This window comes from Leptospira kobayashii, assembly GCF_003114835.2.
GTDB classification, from domain to species: domain Bacteria; phylum Spirochaetota; class Leptospiria; order Leptospirales; family Leptospiraceae; genus Leptospira_A; species Leptospira_A kobayashii.
Window position 1 is genome coordinate 878,794 of record NZ_AP025028.1, and the last position, 22,150, is coordinate 900,943.

25 protein-coding genes and 1 riboswitch are annotated in these 22,150 nt (G+C 41.3%); of the genes, 22 read left to right on the plus strand and 3 right to left on the minus strand.

Annotated features, from left to right (window positions below; genetic code table 11):
* The first annotated feature begins 17 nt into the window (after window positions 1-17).
* From DI077_RS03870 to DI077_RS03880, 3 genes are all read left to right on the plus strand, one after another.
* Window positions 18-1,325 (plus strand): PP2C family protein-serine/threonine phosphatase, encoded by a 1,308-nt coding sequence (locus tag DI077_RS03870; RefSeq protein ID WP_109020710.1) that lies wholly within the window; start codon window positions 18-20, stop codon window positions 1,323-1,325.
* A gap of 53 nt (window positions 1,326-1,378) precedes the next feature.
* Window positions 1,379-2,440, plus strand: a complete 1,062-nt coding sequence (locus DI077_RS03875) for an SMP-30/gluconolactonase/LRE family protein (RefSeq protein WP_109020709.1) — start codon at window positions 1,379-1,381, stop codon at window positions 2,438-2,440.
* A gap of 76 nt (window positions 2,441-2,516) precedes the next feature.
* Window positions 2,517-2,963, plus strand: coding sequence for a carboxymuconolactone decarboxylase family protein (locus tag DI077_RS03880; protein WP_109020708.1), 447 nt, complete (start codon window positions 2,517-2,519; stop codon window positions 2,961-2,963).
* A gap of 15 nt (window positions 2,964-2,978) precedes the next feature.
* Here the strand turns inward: DI077_RS03880 and DI077_RS03885 are convergent, their stop codons facing one another.
* Complete coding sequence (locus DI077_RS03885) at window positions 2,979-3,155, minus strand: hypothetical protein (RefSeq protein WP_167837160.1); 177 nt, start codon at window positions 3,153-3,155, stop codon at window positions 2,979-2,981.
* Between the two features lie 43 nt (window positions 3,156-3,198).
* Complete coding sequence (locus tag DI077_RS03890; RefSeq protein ID WP_109020707.1) at window positions 3,199-3,951, minus strand: EAL domain-containing protein; 753 nt, start codon at window positions 3,949-3,951, stop codon at window positions 3,199-3,201.
* A 43-nt stretch (window positions 3,952-3,994) separates the two neighbouring features.
* On the opposite strand from DI077_RS03890, the gene DI077_RS03895 reads away from it, so the two are divergent.
* From DI077_RS03895 to vapC, 6 genes are all read left to right on the plus strand, one after another.
* Entirely contained in the window at window positions 3,995-4,567 is a 573-nt protein-coding gene (locus DI077_RS03895; protein WP_217351562.1) for a MarR family winged helix-turn-helix transcriptional regulator, read from the plus strand.
* Window positions 4,564-5,049 carry a bleomycin resistance protein gene (locus tag DI077_RS03900; RefSeq protein WP_109020706.1) on the plus strand — a complete coding sequence of 162 codons (486 nt, stop codon included), beginning with the start codon at window positions 4,564-4,566 and terminating at the stop codon, window positions 5,047-5,049. The genes DI077_RS03895 and DI077_RS03900 overlap by 4 nt, the downstream gene beginning before the upstream one ends.
* A gap of 321 nt (window positions 5,050-5,370) precedes the next feature.
* Window positions 5,371-6,891: an HDOD domain-containing protein gene (locus tag DI077_RS03905; RefSeq protein WP_109020705.1), complete on the plus strand. Its 1,521-nt coding sequence runs from the start codon at window positions 5,371-5,373 to the stop codon at window positions 6,889-6,891.
* Between the two features lie 52 nt (window positions 6,892-6,943).
* The gene (locus DI077_RS03910) at window positions 6,944-7,693 is read left to right on the plus strand and encodes an SDR family oxidoreductase (protein WP_109020704.1); all 750 of its coding nucleotides are present in this window, start codon (window positions 6,944-6,946) and stop codon (window positions 7,691-7,693) included.
* A 105-nt stretch (window positions 7,694-7,798) separates the two neighbouring features.
* Window positions 7,799-8,029 carry a toxin-antitoxin system, antitoxin component gene (locus tag DI077_RS03915; protein WP_109020703.1) on the plus strand — a complete coding sequence of 77 codons (231 nt, stop codon included), beginning with the start codon at window positions 7,799-7,801 and terminating at the stop codon, window positions 8,027-8,029.
* On the plus strand, window positions 8,026-8,427 hold the full coding sequence (gene vapC, locus DI077_RS03920) for a type II toxin-antitoxin system tRNA(fMet)-specific endonuclease VapC (protein WP_109020702.1): 402 nt from the start codon (window positions 8,026-8,028) through the stop codon (window positions 8,425-8,427). The genes DI077_RS03915 and vapC overlap by 4 nt, the downstream gene beginning before the upstream one ends.
* A 41-nt stretch (window positions 8,428-8,468) precedes the next feature.
* Here vapC and DI077_RS03925 read toward each other — a convergent pair whose 3' ends face one another.
* Window positions 8,469-9,296 carry an SGNH/GDSL hydrolase family protein gene (locus DI077_RS03925; RefSeq protein WP_109020701.1) on the minus strand — a complete coding sequence of 276 codons (828 nt, stop codon included), beginning with the start codon at window positions 9,294-9,296 and terminating at the stop codon, window positions 8,469-8,471.
* A 122-nt stretch (window positions 9,297-9,418) separates the two neighbouring features.
* Here DI077_RS03925 and DI077_RS03930 point away from each other — a divergent pair, with 122 nt between their 5' ends.
* The 13 genes from DI077_RS03930 (at window position 9,419) to DI077_RS03990 (ending at window position 21,827) form a co-directional block, all read left to right on the plus strand.
* Window positions 9,419-9,652: a hypothetical protein gene (locus tag DI077_RS03930; RefSeq protein ID WP_109020700.1), complete on the plus strand. Its 234-nt coding sequence runs from the start codon at window positions 9,419-9,421 to the stop codon at window positions 9,650-9,652.
* A 3-nt stretch (window positions 9,653-9,655) separates the two neighbouring features.
* Window positions 9,656-10,531, plus strand: coding sequence for a 30S ribosomal protein S2 (gene rpsB / locus DI077_RS03935; RefSeq protein ID WP_109020699.1), 876 nt, complete (start codon window positions 9,656-9,658; stop codon window positions 10,529-10,531).
* Window positions 10,531-11,127, plus strand: a complete 597-nt coding sequence (tsf, locus tag DI077_RS03940; protein ID WP_109020698.1) for a translation elongation factor Ts — start codon at window positions 10,531-10,533, stop codon at window positions 11,125-11,127. Before rpsB ends, tsf begins: the two co-directional genes overlap by 1 nt.
* A complete protein-coding gene (gene pyrH, locus DI077_RS03945; RefSeq protein WP_109020697.1) occupies window positions 11,117-11,866 on the plus strand; it encodes a UMP kinase in 750 nt (249 codons plus the stop codon). The genes tsf and pyrH overlap by 11 nt, the downstream gene beginning before the upstream one ends.
* Window positions 11,856-12,404 (plus strand): ribosome recycling factor, encoded by a 549-nt coding sequence (frr, locus tag DI077_RS03950; RefSeq protein ID WP_109020696.1) that lies wholly within the window; start codon window positions 11,856-11,858, stop codon window positions 12,402-12,404. Before pyrH ends, frr begins: the two co-directional genes overlap by 11 nt.
* Before the next feature lie 23 nt (window positions 12,405-12,427).
* Complete coding sequence (locus DI077_RS03955; protein WP_109020695.1) at window positions 12,428-13,141, plus strand: isoprenyl transferase; 714 nt, start codon at window positions 12,428-12,430, stop codon at window positions 13,139-13,141.
* Entirely contained in the window at window positions 13,138-14,049 is a 912-nt protein-coding gene (locus tag DI077_RS03960) for a CDP-archaeol synthase (protein WP_109020694.1), read from the plus strand. Before DI077_RS03955 ends, DI077_RS03960 begins: the two co-directional genes overlap by 4 nt.
* Before the next feature lie 17 nt (window positions 14,050-14,066).
* Entirely contained in the window at window positions 14,067-15,224 is a 1,158-nt protein-coding gene (dxr, locus tag DI077_RS03965; RefSeq protein ID WP_109020693.1) for a 1-deoxy-D-xylulose-5-phosphate reductoisomerase, read from the plus strand.
* Complete coding sequence (locus DI077_RS03970) at window positions 15,221-16,930, plus strand: site-2 protease family protein (RefSeq protein WP_167837159.1); 1,710 nt, start codon at window positions 15,221-15,223, stop codon at window positions 16,928-16,930. The genes dxr and DI077_RS03970 overlap by 4 nt, the downstream gene beginning before the upstream one ends.
* Window positions 16,931-16,956: 26 nt before the next feature.
* On the plus strand, window positions 16,957-18,702 hold the full coding sequence (locus tag DI077_RS03975; RefSeq protein ID WP_109020692.1) for a proline--tRNA ligase: 1,746 nt from the start codon (window positions 16,957-16,959) through the stop codon (window positions 18,700-18,702).
* Window positions 18,703-19,096: 394 nt separating this feature from the next.
* Window positions 19,097-20,287: a tryptophan synthase subunit beta gene (gene trpB / locus DI077_RS03980; protein ID WP_109020741.1), complete on the plus strand. Its 1,191-nt coding sequence runs from the start codon at window positions 19,097-19,099 to the stop codon at window positions 20,285-20,287.
* Window positions 20,284-21,084, plus strand: a complete 801-nt coding sequence (trpA, locus tag DI077_RS03985; protein ID WP_109020690.1) for a tryptophan synthase subunit alpha — start codon at window positions 20,284-20,286, stop codon at window positions 21,082-21,084. Before trpB ends, trpA begins: the two co-directional genes overlap by 4 nt.
* Window positions 21,085-21,161: 77 nt before the next feature.
* On the plus strand, window positions 21,162-21,827 hold the full coding sequence (locus DI077_RS03990) for a fatty acid desaturase CarF family protein (RefSeq protein ID WP_109020689.1): 666 nt from the start codon (window positions 21,162-21,164) through the stop codon (window positions 21,825-21,827).
* Window positions 21,828-21,884: 57 nt separating this feature from the next.
* A riboswitch (cobalamin riboswitch) is annotated at window positions 21,885-22,061 on the plus strand.
* Window positions 22,062-22,150: the final 89 nt, after the last annotated feature.

The window sequence follows — 22,150 nt, forward strand, 5'->3', positions numbered from 1 at the left end:
GCACCTACTCTAATTATATGTTAAATTCAGAAGACTTAAGTTTCTTACGGGAAAAAATGACTCAGGTTCATTTCAAAAAAGGGGACTTGGTCATTGAGCAGGATTCCGACGGAAGTTCTTTCTATTTGATCGACCAAGGTTCCGTTCATGTATGGAAGTTCCTTGATGAAACGAAGGGAGATATATTGGATATAGGGGATCTTCTTCCCGGAGATTATTTCGGAGAAATCGCATTGATCGACTCCGCTCCCCGAACCGTAAACGTCACAGCAAATGATGATGTGATTCTTTGGGAAATGACGAGAGACAGCTTTCGAGAATTATTATATTCTAATCCTTCAATGACAGTATTTTTGTTGAAAATACTTACCGCAAGGATCAGAAACTCGGAACAAAGAGAAAACCAGGTTCTCAGTACAAAAAACAAAAATCTCCTCCAAACCAATAGGGAATTGGAAATTGCCCTGGATGAACTTCGTATGAACGAAGCGGTTCGTGCGGCTCTTATGGAAGAGTTGCAGAAACAAAATGAAAATTTGGAGAAAATGGTCAAAGAAAGGACTGCGAAATTGCAACAGTCTTTGGAAATCATCCGGGAAGATTTGGAAACCGCAAAAACCATCCAAAGAAATATTTTACCTTTGAATACCAAGATGGTCGCCGAACTGCAGTTTAGTTCCCGATTCGAACCGATGAGTGAAGTTGGCGGTGACGTTTTCGATGTGTTTCGAATGAAGCCGGATCGGATCCGTCTTTTTCTTGCGGATGCAATCGGTCATGGAGTTCAAGCCGCACTTATCACTATGGCAATCAAGGCCGAGTTCGATCATATCAAAAAGGAAATAGAGACCCCTTCCGATTTACTTTTGCATTTGAATCAGGTTTTTCTGGAAAGATACGGGGAAAGAGCCACTCAGTTCACAGCTGTCGTTGTGGATATATTACTTTCCGAATCGAAAATTTCCTATTCCTGCGCGGGACATAACGAACCTTATATTTTGTCACAAGGCAAGATCATTCCGTTGGATGAGTATGGTATCATGCTAGGTTTGGAAAAAAATCCGATTCTTACTACCCAATATCTGCCTTTTTCCCCCGGAGATAGACTCTATATGATTTCAGACGGGATCATGGAACAGGAAAACGTGAAAGGAGAATTCTTCGGAGAAGCCAGATTGAAAGAAGAAATTCTGAAGACGGAAAAACAATCCTTGGATCTTTCCGTGGAAAACCTAATCCAAACATTTCATGGGTTCAAGGGAACGAAAGATATGATGGATGATGTTACCATACTTTGCATCGGAATGGAAGTTCCTAAAAAATAAAGCTTCTCTTTTGAAAATTCTCTGGATCATTTAATCCGTAGAGGTGATCTCCCGTGAAACTAAATTCTTTTTCTTTATATTCTATTTTTATATTAAACCTCGTTTTTTCTCACTCCTGCCGTTCTTTCGATCCTCTTCCTTACGAACCTCCCCGCAAACCTACCCTGGAAGGAGTCTATTCAATTAACACGAGTTTGCGGGAATCCGAACTCATTGCCAAAAGCAAAGTAAAAGGATTGGAATCTTTGGATGTCGATTCTTCCGGAAATATATACGGAGGAGACAAAGAGGGAAATATCATTCGTATCGATTCAAAAGGTAACTTGGAAGTTGTTGCGAATACGGGAGGTAGACCTCTTGGCTTGCAATTCGACGGTTCGGGCAATCTGATCATTGCGGACGCATACAAGGGACTTTTGAGTTTGGGAAAAAACGGGCAATTAACAGTTCTTAGTTCCGAATTCGAAGGACTTCCTTTTCGGTTCACGGATGATTTGGATATCGCAAAAGACGGTAAAATCTATTTTACCGACGCCAGCATTTACGAACAGAAAGAATATCTATTGGATTTATTGGAGTCGAGGCCTTACGGACGACTTTTTGTTTATGATCCTAAAATAAAATCAACCAAGCTTTTGTTAGATGGGATGTACTTTGCCAACGGAGTGGCATTGTCCAAAAACGAAGACTTTGTATTGATCAACGAAACTTATCAGTACAAAGTCAGTCGTTTCTGGCTGAAAGGCAAAAAGGCGGGAACAAAGGAAGAATTTATTTCCAACCTACCCGGATTTCCCGATAATATCACCCGCAACGAAAAAGGGGAGTTCTGGGTCGCTTTATTTACCGTGAGAAATGATAGAATGGATAAAATGCATCCGTCTCCTTTTCTGAAAAAGCTCACATCCAAACTACCCAAGTTTCTTTGGCCAAAGCCTGAACCTTACGGGTTTGCGGTTCGGCTGGATGAAAACGGAAAGGTGCTTTCTACGGTTCAAGATCCGGAAGGAGAAGTATTAAAAGAGATCACGTCCGCATTGGAAAAAGACGGATTTTTATATCTGGGTAGTTTGTATTCGGATCGGGTCGGCAAACTGAAGTTAAAAGATAAATAATTCGCGTATAAATCGAAATCAAAGGACTTGCATTTTTTCCGAACTGAGTTAGGATGATGCCCGAGGTAAATCGAATATGCAGCAACGAATCAGTATCAGAGATTTACAACCGGAAGCTTACAAGGCAATGTTTGGTTTGGAAAATTATCTAAATTCCACAGGAATAGATAAAAAGCTAAAAGAGCTGATCAAAGTCCGTGCTTCGCAAATCAACGGGTGCGCTTATTGCATTCAACTTCATGCAGCGGATGCACGGAAGGCCGGAGAAACGGAACAAAGAATTTATGCTCTCAGTGCTTGGTGGGAGACACCTATTTTTACGGAACAGGAAAAAGTAGTTTTGGCAATGACGGATGAAATCACTCGAATTTCCGAAAAAGGATTGACCGAACAAACATACAAAGCGGCTAAAAAGATTTTCAATGATAACAATATTGCGCAGATCATTATGCAGATTTCGATCATCAATACATGGAATCGGATTGCTGTAGCGACTCATATGTTTCACCCGCCTACGGAGTGAGGGAAGATGAAGATGTCATGAAAGGTCTTGGATTTCAAGATCTTTCATAGGCTTCTTTTCTCTTTCTTCTTCCGCAGAAGAGAAAATTCCCCATTCCTTGGAGATGGGAATGTTTTGGTTTCTTTTTCCACAACCGCCTCCTCCATTGCAGAAGCCGCCTTTCCCGCAACCGACACTGTTTTTAACGCACATAATATACCACTTTATTATTATATTCTAAAATAAAATCAGGTCATCAAACGTACAAATTACCGAATTTGAACAAATACCCTTGTAATAAAGGAAAACCGAGGGTTTTGGCCAAAAGATAATGTTCTTTTGTCTCTACTCCTTCCAGAATGCATTTGATATCCGACTTATTTGCAAAGTTTAGGAATCCCTTTACAATTTCCTTATAAGAGTCTCTTTCTCTGAAAAGTTGGAACCAATACTTGTCGAATTTCAGATATTTGACATCTTCCAAAAAATCAAAACAGAAAAGATTCCGTTTTCCACCTATATCATCCAATGCCAATGTAATGCCGGCTTCTTTTAGTTTGGTGATGCAATAATCGGATTCTTCGATCAAAGTCGAGTCGGTGTTCTCTATCATTTCACAAACTATATCTTTTTTGGGTCCTAGATATGATTTCCAAAACCCGGCTTGTTCTTCGTTTTTACAAACATGAGGATCTAAATTCAAAAAGAGGGGATAACCTTCCGGGCGATTGGCAACTTGAAAGAATTTCAATGCACGTTCCCATTCATAAAACAGATCGGGATCTTTATGTAAGGTTTGGAAAACCAAATCGGGGGATAGATTTCTGCCTTCGTAACGAAACCTGGCCAATGCCTCATACCCGAAAGTTTGGCTGGTTTCAACGGAAACAATAGGTTCAAATTCGGTATGTAAGGAACGACGGGAAAGCATCGTTTGAAGAATTCTAAGAAGAGAAATATCTTCCTCTATGTCTGGAGCTTCATTCTGCGGATCTAATAGGTAATTCATCGAAGTCCTCCTTGCTTTCCCATTGCAATACTAGGGAGGGAATTTGTCAAAGAGAAATGATATTGATTCTCAAAATCATTTCTTGTTTCCCGTTTGTGCTGTGATTTTATTTGACAATGTATTGTCAAAGTGGAAACTGATTGTCGTGTCTAAAATCAGCTCCAGCGGAAAGGTTTTTTCCGAAATCATTTTGGAAGTCTTTCGGATCAACCGATTGCTTTTGGATTTCGGAGATAGAATCACGGAACCTGTGGGGTTGAGTAGTTCCAGATGGCAAGTGTTAGGCGTTGTTGAGCATGGCCCGGCGCCTGTTCCTCAAATTGCTCGTATGATGGGGCTTACGCGACAAGCGGTTCAACAAACCGCAAATAGCCTGGAAGAAGAAGGAATGATCCATTTTACGGACAATCCGCACCATATACGCGCAAAACTGTTAAACATAACTCCTAAAGGCCGTAAAGCCCTGGATTATGTGCAATCAAAACAAAAAGATTGGGCCAATCGAATTTCCGAAAAACATAGTTTGAGTCAATTGCAAACATTGCATAAGGAATTGTTGGCAGTCAAAGAAAGTCTGGAAGAAGACGTACTCGATATTTCGGAGAGAGAATCATGAGCGAATTCACGATACCTATGTTGCCCTGTTCTTCCGTTAAGGAAGTGATAAAATTTTACCAAGCGCTCGGTTTTGAAATCACCCGCAAACCGACTGCCCCGAATCCGTATGTATGTGTCCGTTTCGGTGGAATAGAGATTCATTTTTTTTCAATGAAACAAACAGGTTCGAAAGGATCGTATGGCACTTGTTATGTTTCTACGTCCGATGCGGACGGATTGTACAAATCTTTTACCGATTCTTTAAAAAGAAATTTGGGAAAAATTCCTTTTTCCGGAATTCCAAGACTCACTCCTATCAAAGATCTTTCTTCGGAAGAACGCGGATTTGATATTGTCGATCCGACGGGAAATTGGATCCGGATCGGCCAGAAAACGGAAAAAAATCCGGTTACGACTTCTTCCCCTACCAAGACGGCAAAATCAGTTTTTAAAAATTCGGGTAAGGCAAGTTTGGATAAGGTATTTTTTCCTTATCTCTGATAATGAGTTACACCTATCGTTTATTAGTCGATATGCGAAGGAAAAACTGAACAAATCGCGCGAAGTGTCTGCGGAAAACGCTACGGATTCCTTAGTAAAAACACGCAAATAGGATTTAAAATCGTACATATTTTTATATATTATGAATTTAGATTTAGTACTCTTCCTTTTCTTTTTTTTTCGGAAATTTATTTACGATTAAAGCATATATTCATCTCAATCCTTGCAAAGATACGGATTATTTTCGTCATATCTGATGAAGTCCGTGCTCTTAGGCTTAACCCTAAGGAATAAATAAGATTTGCGAGAAGGGAGAATTGGATGTCTGCTGCGAAACCTTTGCCATTGGAATACAAAGACAGTTTAGGGATGCATAGTAATATCCCGGACATCAATCATCCTATCCAGGAAAACCTTCCTTTTCATTTCAAATTTTTCAATATCAACGAACATATAGAAAACACATTATACCAGACATTGGATCGATTCCTTTTACAGTTGGATATCGTTTTTATCAGAGACTCCGTGTTAGCTGCCGTTAAGGAAACCGTGACAAACGCTGTTAAGGCGAATGTGAAGCGGGTTTATTTCAATACGCTTCAATCCGACATTCAAAACTCTGCCGATTATCAGAACAAGATGATCGATTTTAAAAAGTCCTATTTTGATAATCGGGACGAATTCGAGGAAGGACTCTTAAAATACAATTACGGAGTATTTGTATCGTTTATTCATAATAAGACGATGATGCGCATCAGAATTATGAATAATGTCGAGCTGACGGAAGAAGAATCCAGCCGAATCAAACTCAGACTCGAAAAAGCAAAAACTTACAACGATTTGGCGGAAGCCTATATGGATGTCTCCAGCGATCAGGAAGGGGCAGGACTCGGTCTTATCATGACTCTTATGATGTTGAAGAACGACGGTTTGGGCGACTCCGCTTTCAAATTCGAAAGTAGCGGAAACAAAACGATCTTTATGATTGATGTTCCCACTCAAATGGCGAAAGACAACGCCAAGATATTAAAAGCGGATAAAATCATTTCTGAATTGGATCAGTTGCCTACATTCCCAAAAACCATCCAAGACATCCAAGCAGCCATTGAGAAACCGAATTCCAGCATCGGTCAGATTGCGGAGATGATTAAAAAAGATATTTCTCTTTCCGCAAATATTCTGAAACTTTCCAATTCCGCCGCATTCAACCGGGGAGGTAGAGTCGAAACTTTGGATCGTGCAATCCAATTGATCGGACTGAAAGAATTACAATCCTTACTGTATTCGCTTGGAACCAAACAGATATTAGAAGATAAGTTCCCTGCTTTCCAGGCTATCTGGGACAAGTCGAACGAATGCGCATTTTATTGTAAATGGATCGCCGGAAAAATGGGGATGCCCAAGAATACAATGAGCAATCTACTTTCCGCATCTCTGCTTCATGATATTGGTGAGATACTTTTGGTATCTTTCGAATCCGAAAAGATGGGCCAAATCAAATCTTATTCCACTTCCAAGGAAATCGCTTCCGCCATCTCTTTGGAAGAAGCCAGTTTCGGAATCACACATACCAAGTTGGGTGCACTTGTTGCTGAAAAATGGAACTTTCCTGAAGTATATGCAAGCGCTATGGAATACCACCACCGTCCTTTGCTTGTGGAAGAAATGTACAAAGAAATCGTATATCCGATTTATTTGGGTGATATGATGATTATGATCAATCAAAGGGAAGCCAAAAGTTCCGAGATCCCCAAAGAGGTGCTGAACTTTTGTAAATTTGCCACAGTAGGTGAGTTTGATTCCGCTCGGATTAAGTTAAAAGAACACCACCAAAAACTCTGAAGTTATATTTTATTCTCTGGATATTTTTTCGCATGGTCGGCAATTTCTGACTATGAAGAGGAATATCATTATTACTGGAGCGAGTTCCGGAATCGGAGAGGCGCTTGCATTCGAATTTGCCAAACGAGGCTATGGGCTTGGGCTCACTGCCAGAAGATTGAATGTATTAAAATCCATTCAGAAAAAAATAAAAGAACAATATCCGAGCATTCAAATCGAAATCCAAGCCTTGGACGTAACGGATTATTCCAAAGTACCGGTTGTACTTAAAAAACTAACAAACGCTTTGGGAAGTTTGGAGATACTTGTCGCGAATGCGGGAATGTCTGCATCCCAAGCAACGGGTTCCGGGAATTTTGAAGGAGATCGTGCTACGATTGAAACCAATCTTCTAGGTGCCATTGCCACTGTGGAAGCAGGGGTTCAGATCATGAAAAAAACAAAATCAGGTCAGATCGTGGGGATTTCTTCCGTGGCGGGATTTCGGGGAATTGCGGGAGCCGCAAGTTATTCCGCATCGAAGGCGGCACTTTCCACTTATCTGGAAGCGGCAAGAAACGATGTGAAGGAATTCGGAATTCATATAACAACGATTAACCCAGGATACATTGATACACCGATCAATCAAAAAAGAAAGGTACGTCCGTTCGTAATCACTGTAGAGAAGGGTGCGGCCATCATTGCAAAACAAATCGAGTCAAAAGCTTTTGATGTATGCGCTCCCGTATTTCCTTGGATCATCCTAGGAACGATTATGAAAATTCTCCCCGGCTGGGTATGGAGAAGAATTAAGGTGCGTTAGGGTGGAATAAAAAGCCCGGAAAAGGCTATAATTTTTTGGGACGTGATATTGACAAAAATATACTTGGCTATATACTTGTAGGTGCATCGTTTACAGGAGTTTGAAATGCCGCAGTTGTCACTTTATATAGACCAAGAAACCCTAAAAAAAATAGAATCAGCTGCAAAAAAAGAAAAAATCTCTATATCGCAATGGGTAAAGGGAAAATTGCAAAATTCTTTCGAAACAAAATGGCCTGAAAATTACTTTATGTTATACGGCGCAATTGCCGACGATTCCTTTCGACAGCCGAAGTCTCCGGACTTTATAAATGACATTCGAAGAGAATCTCTTTGAATTATTTTCTTGATACAAATATCTGTATTTATTTCCTGAAAGGAAAAAGTCAGAATATTGAAAGCAATATTAAAAAGCTCAATCCAAGTAGAATCAAAATTCCTTCCATTGTGAAAGCAGAATTGCTATTAGGTGTTCTTAAAAGTTCTGACAAGAGAAAAAACAGAGATATTGTTTTAAATTTTTTGGACCCATTTGAAATTATAGGATTCAATGATTTGGATTCTGAAATTTACGCAGAACTCCGTACAGACTTGGAATCCAAAGGATTACCTATCGGACCTAATGATCTTATTATCGCATCCACAGTCTTGAGTTCAAATGGTATTCTTGTTACAAATAACGAAAAAGAGTTTTCTCGAGTTGCAAATTTAAAAATAGAAAACTGGCTTTTATGAAAATTCTCCCCGGCTGGGGTGTGGCGAAGAATTAGGTGAAATCAAGGCTTCAATTCTTCTAAAATCATACTTTCCAGTATTTTTCCCGCTCTTGCATTCAAATGAATATTGTCTGTGAGAAATAACATACCCTTTTTGTCTGAGAGTTCATCCCAGGACTTGTAGAAGACATAGTGTCCGATGATGGTCGAATACATTCCCCATCTGTTCATTTCGTATCTGCTGGGATTCGGATTGTTATTTGTCAGAATTGCTTGTACTAATTGTTCGTTGAATGGTTTGTAAGTTACCTTTTTCGAAGATCCGATTTCTTTGAGCAGTTTGGAATATTCGATTGATCTTTGAAAAGGAATGCTTTCCGGATCTTCGCCTAATACGGGTATGGAGAATAATATGATTTTTGCCTGAGAGTTCTTTTTCAGATAGTCAACGATTGTGTTTACATTTTTCGTAAAACTTTCTTTTGTAGGTGTTTCTTTTAGATCCCATTTTTTAAAATAGTAACCGGCTTCTTCTTCGCTTAAAGATGCTTTCAGGTCGTTTGTACCGATCAGCAGGAAAACGAATTTCGGCTTTAGTTTGACTACATTTTCCAATTGTTCCAAAATCTGATAGGTGAGTCTGCTATTGATTCCTTCGTTAACCAGAATATAGTCTTTTGCATAAGGATGGCGGGTCAAAGAATCCACATAATCGTAACTCACCCGGCCATGTGTGATGCTATCACCCAAAAATACGATAAATTCCTTATGGGGCGAATTTGCGGAAGAGAGATAAGAAACTGTGTTATTTTCCGGAACCGCGGTTGCCTGAAAAAACACGCATCGGGTAAGTAAAAAAAGACTAGCGAGTGCCAAAAAATGTTTCATGATTGTATCTTCCTTCCTTAGGGGTAAAAAGGGTTCTTTCCGAATCCGTCTCACCCCATTTCCCTTGACAATCCGCTCATATCCCAAAATCTGGCTGGGAAGCTCAAAGGTAAGCCCAGTCTATGAATAAAGCGCAAGCGGGAAACCTACTTTTGGTCCTTTTTTTGGGACTAATGGCGGGAGCTGTGGCAGGGGTGGTCATTGACCGACTTCTTGGCACGGTTTTTCTTTCTAAGTTTTTGTTCGAAAGCCCGGTTAACTTTGAACTTTACATAGTTAAAGTCGAGATCCAGCTAACCCCTGCAAGTCTAATTGGCCTTGTAGCATCTGGTTATCTCGCACTAAAAAAGGGGTAACATATGTCCGTAATTTCAATGAAGAGCTTGCTTGAGGCAGGCGTACACTTCGGTCACCAAACACGTCGTTGGAATCCAAAAATGAGTCCGTATGTTTATACGGCTCGTAACGGAATCCACATCATCGACCTTCAAAAAACCGTTCAAAAAACAAAAGAAGCATATGATGCTTTGAAAAAGTTAACCGGTCAGGGCAAAAAAGTTCTTTTCGTAGGAACTAAAAAACAAGCTCGCGGTGCTATCGAAAGAGCGGCAGTTGCATGTAACATGTACTATGTGTCCAATCGTTGGTTAGGCGGACTGCTTACCAACTGGAACACAGTTAAAAAATCAATCGCTCGCTTAAAGAGACTAGAGCAAATGGAAGAGAACAACTCTTTCGAACAAGAAGCTCGTACTAAAAAAGAAGCACTCTCTCTTAAGAGAGAATTGGAAAAACTTCGCCAAACATTGGGTGGGATCAAGGATATGGCTGTAGTTCCTGAAATCCTTTTCGTAATTGATCCTAAAAAGGAAGAAATTGCGGTTAAAGAAGCGAAAAAACTCGGCCTTAAAGTTTTCGCTGTGATCGATACAAACTGTGATCCTGAACCGATCGATTATCCTATTCCGGGTAACGATGATGCGATTCGTGCGATTTCCCTTTTCCTTGATACTATGGCAAATGCCGTACTCGAAGGAACAGGCGGGGAAGTGATTCAAACCAATTTCTCCGAAGATATGGATGCGGATCAACTCGCTCTTGAATACCAAGGTGAATACGATGAGTCCGGTAAGTTCATTATGGATGATGAGGCGCCTAATAAAGATGTTCCCGTAGATCCGGAAGCGGTGAAAGCGGCAGCAATCGAAGTCATCAAAGAAGAAGGAAAAGAGTAATGGCTGTTAGTTCGGAACAAATCAAAGAACTCCGCGAAAGAACCGGCGCGGGGATGATGGATTGCAAAAAAGCTCTCGAAGAGACAAATGCAGACATCGAAAAAGCGGTAACATATTTGCGGGAAAAAGGTTTAGCGAAAGCCGCTAAACGTGCAGGTCGTGATACCGGAGAAGGAAAGATCATTTCCTATATCCACGGAACTGGTAAAACCGGCGTTATACTAGAGCTTAATTGCGAAACTGACTTTGTTGCAAACAACGCTGATTTCGAAGCTCTTGGAAAAGAAATCGCTCTTCAAATCACTGCGATGAATCCTCTTTATGTAAATGAAGAGTCCATCCCGAAAGAAGAAATGGAGAACGAATTAAGCATCCAAAAAGCACTTCTTGAAAAAGAAGGCAAAAAAGCGGAACAGATCGAAAAGATCCTTCCGGGTAAGATGAAAAAATATTACTCGGAAATCTGCTTAGTTCACCAAACTTCGATTCGTGATAATACAAAAACGATTCACGAGCTAATCCAAGAAGCAATCGCCAAATTTGGTGAGAACATAACGATTCGCCGTTTCGCGAGGTTTCAAGTAGGTGGTCAGTAATCCTGCCAAATACAAAAGGATTCTGATCAAACTCTCCGGTGAAGCACTTGCCGGGGAGGGTGAACTCGGTATTGATACCAACAAAACTTTTTCCCTTGCGGGACAAATCAAAGAAATTCATAACACCGGCGTTCAAATCGCTCTTGTAGTAGGCGGCGGAAATATGATTCGCGGGGAAACTCTTGCGAAATCGGGAATGGAGCGTGCTACAGCGGATTATATGGGAATGCTCGGAACCATTATGAATGCACTCGCCTTACAAGACGCATGTGAAAAACAGGGAATGTTTACTAGAGTTCTTTCTGCGATAGAAATGAAATCAGTTGCAGAGCCTTATATCCGCAGACGTGCCGTTCGCCATTTGGAAAAAAACAGAGTCATTATTTTTGCAGGCGGAACCGGAAATCCTTATTTTACAACGGATACGACTGCTTCTCTTCGCGCAGTGGAAGTAGGTTGCGAAGTGATTCTCAAGGCCACCAAAGTGGACGGAGTCTATACAGCTGATCCTAAAAAAGATCCTACTGCAAACAGATATCTCCAGGTATCTTTTATGGAATCCATCAAACACAGATTAAAGGTAATGGATTCGACCGCTCTTAGTTTATGTATGGATAATAATATGCCGATCATTGTGTTCGATATCTTCAAACCGGGCAATTTAAAACGGTTGATTGACGGAGAAACAATCGGTACTCTAATTTCCAATTCAGAGGAAGTGATCGAAGATGGTAGATGAAATCATTAAATCAATGCAAGCCAAGATGGACAAAACCATTGACGCTCTTAAAAAAGACTTTGTAGCCATTCGTACCGGAAAAGCAAATCCTTTGATGGTCGAAGACGTGAGAGTTGATTATTACGGAACTTCAACTCCCCTCAACCAACTGGGAAAGATTTCCGTTCCCGAGCCGAGAATGATTGTCATCACCCCTTTCGAAAAATCCGTTCTCAAAGATATTGAAAAGGCGATTCTTGCTTCCGGTTTGGGACTTACTCCGAACAATGATGGAATAGGCATTCGCATTAACATTCCGGAGCTAACAGGAGAAAGACGAAAAGAACTCGTCAAAGTCCTGAAACAAAAAACCGAAGAGAAAAAAGTCGCCATCCGCAATCTTCGCCGTGATGCAAACGACGATTTAAAAAAGAAGACGGAACTTTCTCAAGATGAATTGAAAGGTCATACGGACAAAATCCAAAAAATTACCGACTCGTATATCGCCAAGATCGCTGACCTGGAAAAAGAAAAAGAGAAAGAAATCACAACTGTTTAGATAAACAGAAGTTAACTCTTATAATGAAATTTAAAACCATTCCCGCACATATTGGTGTCATTATGGACGGCAATGGTCGTTGGGCGGAAAGACAAGGTAAAAAAAGAACAGAAGGTCATAGAGAAGGCGCGAAAGCCATCGATCGTCTATTAGATGTCGCCTTGGAACATAAAATCAAAGCGGTATCTTTATATGCCTTTTCCACTGAAAATTGGAAAAGGCCGATCACCGAAGTCAACGCGATCTTCAATTTGCTAATCGAATTTATAGACAGTCGTTTGGAGGACATCCAAAAAAAAGGAATTCGTATCCAACACTCCGGAAATCTAAATAAGCTTTCGACGAAAGTAAAACAAAAGATCAATACTGCCGTTGAGGCGACAAAAAAGAACAAAAAGCTAACTGCCAATTTTTGTCTGAATTACGGCGGACAAGAAGAGATTCTTAGTTCTTTTCAAAGATTACAAAAAGATCGCATTCATAAAAAAATCTCTTTGGATAAGCCTGTTTCTCCTAAGGAATTTGAAAAATATTTGTATACATACCCCCTTCCTCCGGTAGACTTATTGATCAGGACAGCAGGTGAACAGAGGGTTTCCAATTTTCTTTTATGGCAAATCGCCTATGCTGAGTTTTTCTTCACAAATACTCTATGGCCTGATTTCGATCGGGACTCTTTGGAAGAAGCCCTACATTTTTTTGAATCTAGAAAACGCAAATTTGGTGGTCTTTCATGAGTGAAACTACATTAAGAATTCTTTCGGCGGCGGGTCTCGTTGCAGCTTACGTCACCATGATCTTTCATTCCGGCTGGTATTATTTGGAGTTTTTGCTTTTTGGAAGCGCAGTTGTATTCTTCGGATTACGCGAGTTATATGCATTCTGCACCAGAGAGGATTCGAAGCCGTTTTTCGGAACAGGTCTTTTCTTTTCCCTATTGATCCTGCTTGTATATTATTTTCAATTTTTGGGTCTTCAATACAATGTCAGTCCGCCTGCTTGGACGGTTGAGATTTCCAAACATTTAAGAGAAAGTTTTCATCCGGTTCCTTTTCTTATCATCGCGTTGTCCATCACAGTCTGGATTCTACAGATCTTTAAGCGCCCGTTAGACGGAGCACTTTTTTCCGCTAGCGCTACTATTTTCGGTGCCGTTTATCTTGCTCTGCCGATCGGCCATTTTTTATTATTACTTGCGTTCCCATTCGGAGCATATTATATCTTTCTTGTTTCTACGATCACTTTCATCAGTGACGCGGGAGCTTATTTCGGCGGCCGTTGGTTCGGGAAACATCCTGCAGGATTGAAAATTTCCCCGAAAAAAACATGGGAAGGTTATGTCGTCGGGAATATAACAGCTGTTTTGAGTGTGCTTCTCTTGAATTTCCTTTGGGAACATTTTTCCGGAGTGAAACTTCCGGTGACCACACTCGAATCAGTTCTACTTGCGTTCTTTGTTTCCATTCTCTCCGTGATGGGGGATCTTGCTGAGTCAGCTATGAAACGTGACGCCAAGATCAAAGATTCTTCCGCTTTAATTCCGGGACATGGCGGGCTATTGGATTTGGCAGATGCACTTCTCTTCACCGTTCCGGCAGTTTATTATTATTTTCAATTCAAAGGAATCTTGGGATTCCCTGTTTGAAATCAGTCTAATTACCAATGATTGGTGTTTCTGTCCTTGGGATTTCTGGTTCGGTGGGAGCGTCCACTCTAAAGGTTCTTAAGAAATTCCCCGAGAGTTTTCGACTTGTATCTTTTAGTGTTCATAGCAATACCAAACTTGCTTTGGAATTGATAGACGAGTTTCGTCCTGATTTCGTTTGCATCACCGATGAAAAACAAATAGGTGTTTTTGGGGACAAAAAAAACGGAACACGAATTGTTTACGGTCCAACGGGACTCGATGAAATTGTTTCCCTTTCCGAAGTCGATACCGTGGTGACCGCGATTGTGGGTGCTGCCGGTGCTTTGCCGACGATTACTGCCATTAAAGCAAAGAAAAAAATCGCAATCGCAAATAAAGAAACTTTGGTCACTTTCGGACCTTATATCAATCGTTTGGTTAAAGAGTACGGAGTGAGCATGGTGCCTGTGGATTCCGAACACAATGCACTGTTTCAACTCTTGGAAAAAGAAGAAAGGAATAATATCCGTGCCATCACTCTTACCGCTTCCGGCGGATCGTTTCGTGATCTACCGATTGAGGAGCTGCCGAATGTTTCCATTAAACAGGCGTTAAATCATCCTACCTGGTCTATGGGGCCGAAGATTACTGTGGATTCCGCAGGTCTTGTCAATAAAGGTCTGGAAGTGATTGAAGCGCATTTTCTATTCGGATTTTCCTATGATCAGATCGAAGTGGTAATTCATCCCGAATCATTGACTCACGGAATCATAGAAACCCTGGACGGCGCCTGTTTACAATATACGAGCCATCCTGATATGATATATCCCGTAGCACATGCGTTATTTTATCCAAATAAAACACCTAAACTTTTGATTGATAGAAAGCCCCATTCCTGGAAAAATTTGAGTTTCAGAAATCCCGATCCGAATCGGTATCCTGCATTGGCACTCGCATTCCAGGCCGGTAGAACAGGCGGTGCGGCACCTGCGATTTTTAACGCAGCGAATGAAACTGCGGTGTCTCTGTTTTTAGAGGAAAAGATTCCTTTTGTCCAGATCCCCCGAATTATTGAAGAAACTTTGAACGAACTGGTGATTACATATCCCGAAGATTGGGATGGATTTTTCGAAAAGGATAGGGAAGCCAGATCGTTTGTAAACGGAAAGTACCTAAAAGGAGTACATGTATGATCATTCTAATTTTAGGCGCAGTATTAATGTTAGCTGTTTCCATCTTTATTCATGAGTTGGGGCATCTTCTCTGTGGAAAACTCGTCGGAGTAGAAGCGCGAATTTTTTCGCTCGGTTACGGAAAAGGAATTTGGAAAAAAAGAATCGGCAAAACCATTTATCAAATCACAGCGATCCCTATCGGCGGTTATGTGCTTTTCAGAGGAGACGATTATGGTAAAAAATTGCGCGGCCGTCCGGGAGAACTTTTAGGAACCCCTCCTTTGAAACGTATGATCCCCGTACTCGGAGGACCATTCGCTAACCTAGTGTTAGGTTTTCTTTTGTTGTTTATTCTCGATCTTTCCGGCGATAGTCCTGCTTCCAATAGGATTTTCATCGAAGCTTCCAATCAGATCAATTCCCCCGCATATTTGGCAGGGCTTCGTACGGGAGATCGTATCCTGTCCGTGAACGGTAAAAAGACGGAAAACTTTGAAGATATTTTTGCTAATATCAGCCTTACCACCGGTGATCCTATTCAATTGGAATACGAGAGAGAAGGCAAAAAAAGTAATTTGGAAATCGTACCTAACTTATATTCTGCGGGAGGGCGGCCTACTATCGGAGTGGAACCGTTCGGAGAAAGACGTGTAGTCGCTACGTTTACTTATGCCGAACAAGCAGGTCATGCACTTGCAAGCATATTGGATAATGAAGACAAATCCTCCGAATATTTTCAAGGAATCATCGAGGAAAAAAAGGATGAGATTCCGGAAGAATATTTGAAAAAAAGGGAACGTGCGGAAAGGGAACAAAGTCTTCGCAAGCGTGCCTTGAAATATTTGAAAGACGGCGATGTGATTTTAAAAGTAGGCGGAACGGATGTTTATACGATTCCGGATTTGCAGGCAGAGCTTGGTAAACATCAGAATGAAACCATACCTGTTTTAGTGGATCGGAAAACATATCCTCTTCTCACTCCTTGGGCCACAGAACTAACCACTGTTAATATCCCCGTTTTGGGAGCACAAGTATTTGAATTTATAGATACGAGACATCCCAGTTTCCCGGAATTGAACGTTCCTTATTTGCGATTGGACAGTTATGATCCTGAAATTGAAAACCGACTTTCCAATTTGAAAATCGAAGATAAGAGTTTCGCTCATGCGAACGACTTGATTGCTTATTTTCAAAAGGAAGGAGATGTTCGGAAGAATGTCTGGGTTGGAAATATGAAATATTCTTCGGAACTTCATCTCAAGCCGATCGGACTTTTGGGATTTCGTCCTTCCATGAAGTTTCAGGCGGAACAAATGGAAAGAGAAACGGGTATCGTTACTGCTTTTGTTTCTTCTTCCGAAAAAGTTTATGATTATGTAGCGATGACTCTAACGGGAATTAAATTATTATTTTCCGGATTTCTGTCCCCTAAGGACAATCTTTCCGGTCCCATAGGTATCGTTCAATTTGCAGGTATCAGTTTGGAATACGGTTGGGCGACCTATTTGGACTTTGTTGCCAAAATTTCATTGGCACTTATGGTGATGAATCTTCTTCCTATTCCTATGGCGGATGGGGGACATATCGTACTTTATGCCTACGAAGCGATTACGGGAAGACCTCTTCCCCGCAAGGCGATTGAGGCGATTTTCAGGGTAGGTTTTTTCTTTCTCATCGGACTCGGACTCTTTGTTTCGTTCAACGATGTGATGCGTTTCTTTTAATATGTATAAAGGTATATTCTTAAAAAATGAAGGCTAGTTCTTATCTAATTCCCACAACCAAAGATGATCCCCAAGATGCGGTCGTCGCTTCCCATAAATTGATGTTACGCGCAGGTCTTGTGCGTAAGTCTTCTTCCGGTCTTTATAGTTATCTACCTTTGGGTTTAAGGATTTTGAAGAAAATCGAAAACATTGTTCGGGAAGAAATGAACGATGCAGGTGCACTTGAATTTCAACTTCCGATTTTGACACCGAGTGAAATCTGGAAAGAGTCGGGACGTTGGGATAAGATGGGTAAAGAAATGTTTCGGTTGAGGGATCGTCATGATAGCGAGAGTTGCCTCGGGCCCACCCATGAAGAATCGTTTTGTGTTTTGGTTAAACCGATGGTTCGTTCCTATAAGGATCTACCGATCAATGTATATCAAATTCATACTAAGTTCAGAGATGAAATCCGTCCCCGTTTCGGTGTGATTCGTTCTCGTGAGTTTACTATGAAAGATGCTTATTCCTTTCATCTGGACGATGAATCTTTGGATGAAACTTACCAAAAGATGCGTGCGACTTACCGCAAAATATTCGCTAGGTTGGGACTTAGCACGATTCCAGTGCAAGCTGACTCGGGAAATATGGGTGGTTCTGCGTCGGAAGAATTTATGGTGGTGTCCCCCATCGGAGAAGAAACGCTTACCCTTTGCGATTCTTGCGGTTATTCCGGTAATATAGAAAAGACTCCCGTTGTTATTGTAAAAAATCCTAAACCTATAAATGAAGAGGAAAAGGTCGTTGAAACTCCGGGACAAAAATCCATTGCGGATGTTGCGAACTTTCTTTCGATTCAGCCTGAAAATTGTTTGAAGGCGGTTGCTCTCTCTTATGACGGAAAATATGTCTTGGTTTTCCTTAGAGGTGAGCGCGAGTTAAATGAGAATAAACTGAAAAACCATTTGAATGCAAATGAGCTGCGGCCGATGTCTCAGTCGGAACTCACGCAGTTAGGTTTGGTGGCGGGATTTATCGGACCGGGATTGGCTCCGTCGAAGGATTTACTCGTGCTTGTGGATAGTTTGGTGGATTGGAATGAATCCTATGTGGCAGGCGCAAATGAGTTTGATAAACATAGAAAAGGCGTAACTCTATCCAAATATTTTAAATCGGAAGAAGTTCAAGTTTTGGATCTTTCCCAAAGTCTTCCGGGTGATCCTTGTCCGAATTGCAATTCTCCCCTTAAAGCGGAAAAGGGAATCGAAGTAGGTCATATTTTCAAACTGGGACAAAAATATTCCAAAGCATTTGATATCACGGTTTTGAATGATAAAGGGAAGGCGACCACTACAACCATGGGTTGTTACGGAATTGGAGTGAATCGTTGTATGGCGACTGTTATCGAGCAGTGCAATGATGATAAAGGAATTTATTGGCCGATCTCCATCGCGCCTTTCGAAGTATGTTTGGTAAGTATTGCAAAAAATCCCGAAGACATTGCAAAAATAGAAAAAATTTATTCCGCGTTGAAAACAAGCGGGGTAGAGGTGCTTTGGGACGATCGTGATCTTGGTCCCGGTTTCAAGTTCAAAGATTCCGAATTGATCGGATTTCCTGTTCGACTAACAGTAGGTAAAGGGTTTCTTGAGAAAAATGAGATCACAATACTCAATCGGAAGACGATGGAGGAGACGACTCATCATTTCACAACAGAAGAGAACTTTGTGTCGGAAGTGAAAACTCTTTTGGGAAATTTAAGGAAAGAACTGGCAGCTAAGTTGCCTTAAGGGCAAAAAGGCGAACTTTTCGAAAGAAAAAAGACAAAACCCTGAAATCGGCTCGCGCTTACGGAATGAGTGTGATAGACGGGAGCCATTGGGTGGCGGGTGGTTAACCCCACCCAATGTCGATAGGGCGGGGATGGTATTCTTTCTTACCTATTCCAACTATATCATCCATCCTTTTCTTATATACCTCCCGAATTGAAGCACCCTGACGGGAATCAACCCAATCACCCCAACAACGAAATCCGGTTTTCCCGCGCCCCGGATCGCAGCGGAAATCCTTTCCCGTAAGGGAAAGATTGGAGCGGAGAGCCGGACGAGGCGCCCAACTTTTGCCGAAAATTCTAAATTGCAAAAGGCAGTTTCCCTTAGAAACGAATCTGTACATTTGGAAATTATGGCACGTGATCAAGTTGGTTATTTCGGAGAATTTGGGGGTCGTTACTCGCCGGAGATTTTGACGGAAGCGTTGGAAGAACTGGAAGCGACTTATTCGAAACTTCGGAAAAATAAAAAATTCCAAAAGGAACTTTCCTACTATTTGAAAAACTACGTAGGAAGACCTTCCCCTCTAACTTATGCTGAACACCTAACAAAACATTGGGGTGGTGCCAAAGTATGGTTGAAGCGGGAAGATCTGAATCACACAGGCGCACATAAAATCAATAATGCTATCGGCCAGGCGCTTATCGCACGTTATATGGGTAAAAAAAGAATCATCGCGGAAACGGGGGCGGGCCAACATGGTTTGGCAACTGCGACCGTAGGCGCTATGTTCGGACTGGAAACCGTCGTTTATATGGGCGAGGTCGATGTCAAAAGACAAAACCTGAACGCAAAAAAAATACAAATGTTAGGTGCAAAAATTCTTCCTGTCACTTCGGGAGAAGCGACTTTGAAAGAAGCGACCAGCGAAGCGATGAGAGACTGGGCTTTGAATGTATCTACAACTCATTATATAGTAGGTTCGGCAATAGGGCCTCATCCTTTTCCTACGATTGTTCGTGACTTGCAAGCCGTGATCGGAACGGAAGCACGCAAACAATTCAAAAAAGAAAACAAATCTTTACCGGATGCTATCGTTGCCTGTGTGGGCGGCGGTTCCAACGCGATTGGAATGTTTGCACCATTTTTAAAAGACAAATCGGTGAGAATTTTCGGCGCGGAGGCAGGCGGACTCGGTTCCAAGCCGGGGCAGCATTCTGCGACGATTACTTACGGCAAAACAGGATTTTTGCACGGAACAAAAACTCTTATCATCCAGGATGATTTCGGTCAAATAGTTCCTGCGCATTCCGTATCAGCAGGGTTGGATTATCCCGGTGTCGGACCGGAACATGCTCATTTGGCGCAAACTCATCGGGTGGAATACCGTCAGGTTACCGACGAAGAGGCGTTAGCTTCCTTTTTGGAGGTAAGCCGGATCGAAGGAATCATTCCCGCTTTGGAAACGGCTCATGCCTTTCATGTGGCAAAAGACGTGGCGAAAAAACTAGGAAGGAAAAAAGACATTATCATCTGCCTTTCGGGAAGAGGGGACAAGGATGTAACGGAAGTTTTGCGACTTTTGGGAGGAGATACGATTTGAGTAAGATTAAAACATATTTTGAGACCAAATCGGTTCGGTCCGTTTATATTCCTTTTTTTACTTTAGGCGACCCTGATTACGAAGCGTCCGTTGAATACGGAAAGGCCATCTTGGAATCGGGAGCCGATATTTTGGAATTGGGAATTCCTTTTTCCGATCCGGTTGCGGACGGTCCTGTGATTCAAAGGGCAGATGCGCGGGCTCTTAAAAATCCTTTTTCATTCGAAAAAATATTTTCGGTCACAAAGGCGATTCATGAACATCGCCCCGAAACTCCTTTGGTTTATCTGACTTATTTCAATCCGATCTACAGATGCGGAATCGAATCTTTCTTAAATCAAGCGAAGGCATCCGGTATCGAAGGATTAGTCATTCCCGACTTACCTTTTGATACGGAGGAAAGCGAATTTCTTTTTCGTGAACTTGCGAAAAGAGATATGGATTTGATTCATTTGATTACACCTGCAACCGTAAAGTCCAGGATTCAGATGATGAAAAAAACTTCTTCGGGATTCATTTATTACGTAACTTCCTTTGGTGTAACAGGGGAAAGGCGGGAGTTTTCCGTGGATTTGGAAGAAAGGATTAAATTTCTAAAGGATATTTTGAATCTTCCCATTTGCGCGGGATTCGGAATTTCCACTCCCGAACAAGCTTCGCAAATCGCCCATTATGCGGATGGAATCATTATTGGTTCTGCGGTGCAAAGAATCATCGAGGAAAACGGAAAAAATCTGGCAGGGTGTGTGAAAGCTCTGCGGGATTACACTTCTTCCATTCGTAATAGTTTTAGCTAGTTTCGGATTTAAAAAATAGTAACTCTCTTTTAGGAAATTTATTGCGGTAAAAAAATCAAAACTCTTTTTATGAGATTATGAATCTTCATAGAAAATTAGAAATCGGTTCCGTATTCCTTTTTCTCATCGGTTTGATTTTTCTCGTAAAGAAGACATTCCCTTTGTTCGCTGCTTCCTTTTCGGGAGAGCCTTGGATGTCTTCGGTTTATCTGATCCTTAGCTTGGGCATAGGATATATTATAGCCGATTTTTTATCGGGGATGGTTCATTTTCTATGTGATAATTTCGGAGATGAAAATACGGCTTATTTCGGCCCCGCTTTCATCCAACCCTTTCGAATGCATCACGTTGATCCGACTGACATTACGAAACATGATTTTTTCGAAACAAACGGGAACACTTGTTTGGTGGTATTGCCTGTCATGGGAATCTATTATTTTGTCTTCGATAGTATTTCTGTTTGGATTTCTTTTTCTTTTCTTTTTTCCATAACTTCAATCGTATTTACCAATCAATTTCACAAATGGGCTCATTTGGAAAATCCTCCCGGATGGATTCGGATTTTGCAGACTTCAGGTATGATCTTGCCGAAAAAGATGCATTCTATGCATCACACTCCTCCTTTTTCCTCCTATTATTGTATCACTTGCGGTTGGTTAAATCCTCTGTTTGAATTTATAAAATTTTTTCCTAGATTGAAAACTTCAATCGAAGCGGCTTTGATTGTAAATAAAGAGAGATAGGTCCGATCGATTCGGCTTAGCCCTATCTTCTTACAAACTAATGTATTTGCGTCCCAGATAAGTTTCTAAATTCTGGGTATAGAACTTTTGGGAAAGGGAATCCGGTGGAAAACCGGAGCTGTACCCGCAGCTGTAATCACCTTTATAAAAAGTAAGACATATTGCCACTGTCCGTGATGGGAAGGCGTCTTACTCGGTGCAAGCCAGAATACCTACCCACAAACAGTTCTTAGATGTCAGGTTTTCGGGAGTTAGCACCAGACAGGAAATTCGATTTGCCTGATAAACGAAAGGGCGGTTTTTCCTGATGTTTCTCCCAAGTT

Coding starts and splice junctions, on each gene's coding strand:
- DI077_RS03870 (WP_109020710.1), top strand. CDS start 18: ATGTTAAATTCAGAAGACTTAAGTTTCTTACGGGAAAAAATGACTCAG.
- DI077_RS03880 (WP_109020708.1), top strand. CDS start 2,517: ATGCAGCAACGAATCAGTATCAGAGATTTACAACCGGAAGCTTACAAG.
- DI077_RS03885 (WP_167837160.1), bottom strand. CDS start 3,155: ATGTGCGTTAAAAACAGTGTCGGTTGCGGGAAAGGCGGCTTCTGCAAT.
- DI077_RS03890 (WP_109020707.1), bottom strand. CDS start 3,951: ATGAATTACCTATTAGATCCGCAGAATGAAGCTCCAGACATAGAGGAA.
- DI077_RS03900 (WP_109020706.1), top strand. CDS start 4,564: ATGAGCGAATTCACGATACCTATGTTGCCCTGTTCTTCCGTTAAGGAA.
- DI077_RS03905 (WP_109020705.1), top strand. CDS start 5,371: ATGTCTGCTGCGAAACCTTTGCCATTGGAATACAAAGACAGTTTAGGG.
- DI077_RS03910 (WP_109020704.1), top strand. CDS start 6,944: ATGAAGAGGAATATCATTATTACTGGAGCGAGTTCCGGAATCGGAGAG.
- DI077_RS03915 (WP_109020703.1), top strand. CDS start 7,799: ATGCCGCAGTTGTCACTTTATATAGACCAAGAAACCCTAAAAAAAATA.
- DI077_RS03925 (WP_109020701.1), bottom strand. CDS start 9,296: ATGAAACATTTTTTGGCACTCGCTAGTCTTTTTTTACTTACCCGATGC.
- DI077_RS03930 (WP_109020700.1), top strand. CDS start 9,419: ATGAATAAAGCGCAAGCGGGAAACCTACTTTTGGTCCTTTTTTTGGGA.
- rpsB (WP_109020699.1), top strand. CDS start 9,656: ATGTCCGTAATTTCAATGAAGAGCTTGCTTGAGGCAGGCGTACACTTC.
- tsf (WP_109020698.1), top strand. CDS start 10,531: ATGGCTGTTAGTTCGGAACAAATCAAAGAACTCCGCGAAAGAACCGGC.
- frr (WP_109020696.1), top strand. CDS start 11,856: ATGGTAGATGAAATCATTAAATCAATGCAAGCCAAGATGGACAAAACC.
- DI077_RS03955 (WP_109020695.1), top strand. CDS start 12,428: ATGAAATTTAAAACCATTCCCGCACATATTGGTGTCATTATGGACGGC.
- DI077_RS03960 (WP_109020694.1), top strand. CDS start 13,138: ATGAGTGAAACTACATTAAGAATTCTTTCGGCGGCGGGTCTCGTTGCA.
- dxr (WP_109020693.1), top strand. CDS start 14,067: ATGATTGGTGTTTCTGTCCTTGGGATTTCTGGTTCGGTGGGAGCGTCC.
- DI077_RS03970 (WP_167837159.1), top strand. CDS start 15,221: ATGATCATTCTAATTTTAGGCGCAGTATTAATGTTAGCTGTTTCCATC.
- DI077_RS03975 (WP_109020692.1), top strand. CDS start 16,957: ATGAAGGCTAGTTCTTATCTAATTCCCACAACCAAAGATGATCCCCAA.
- trpB (WP_109020741.1), top strand. CDS start 19,097: ATGGCACGTGATCAAGTTGGTTATTTCGGAGAATTTGGGGGTCGTTAC.
- DI077_RS03990 (WP_109020689.1), top strand. CDS start 21,162: ATGAATCTTCATAGAAAATTAGAAATCGGTTCCGTATTCCTTTTTCTC.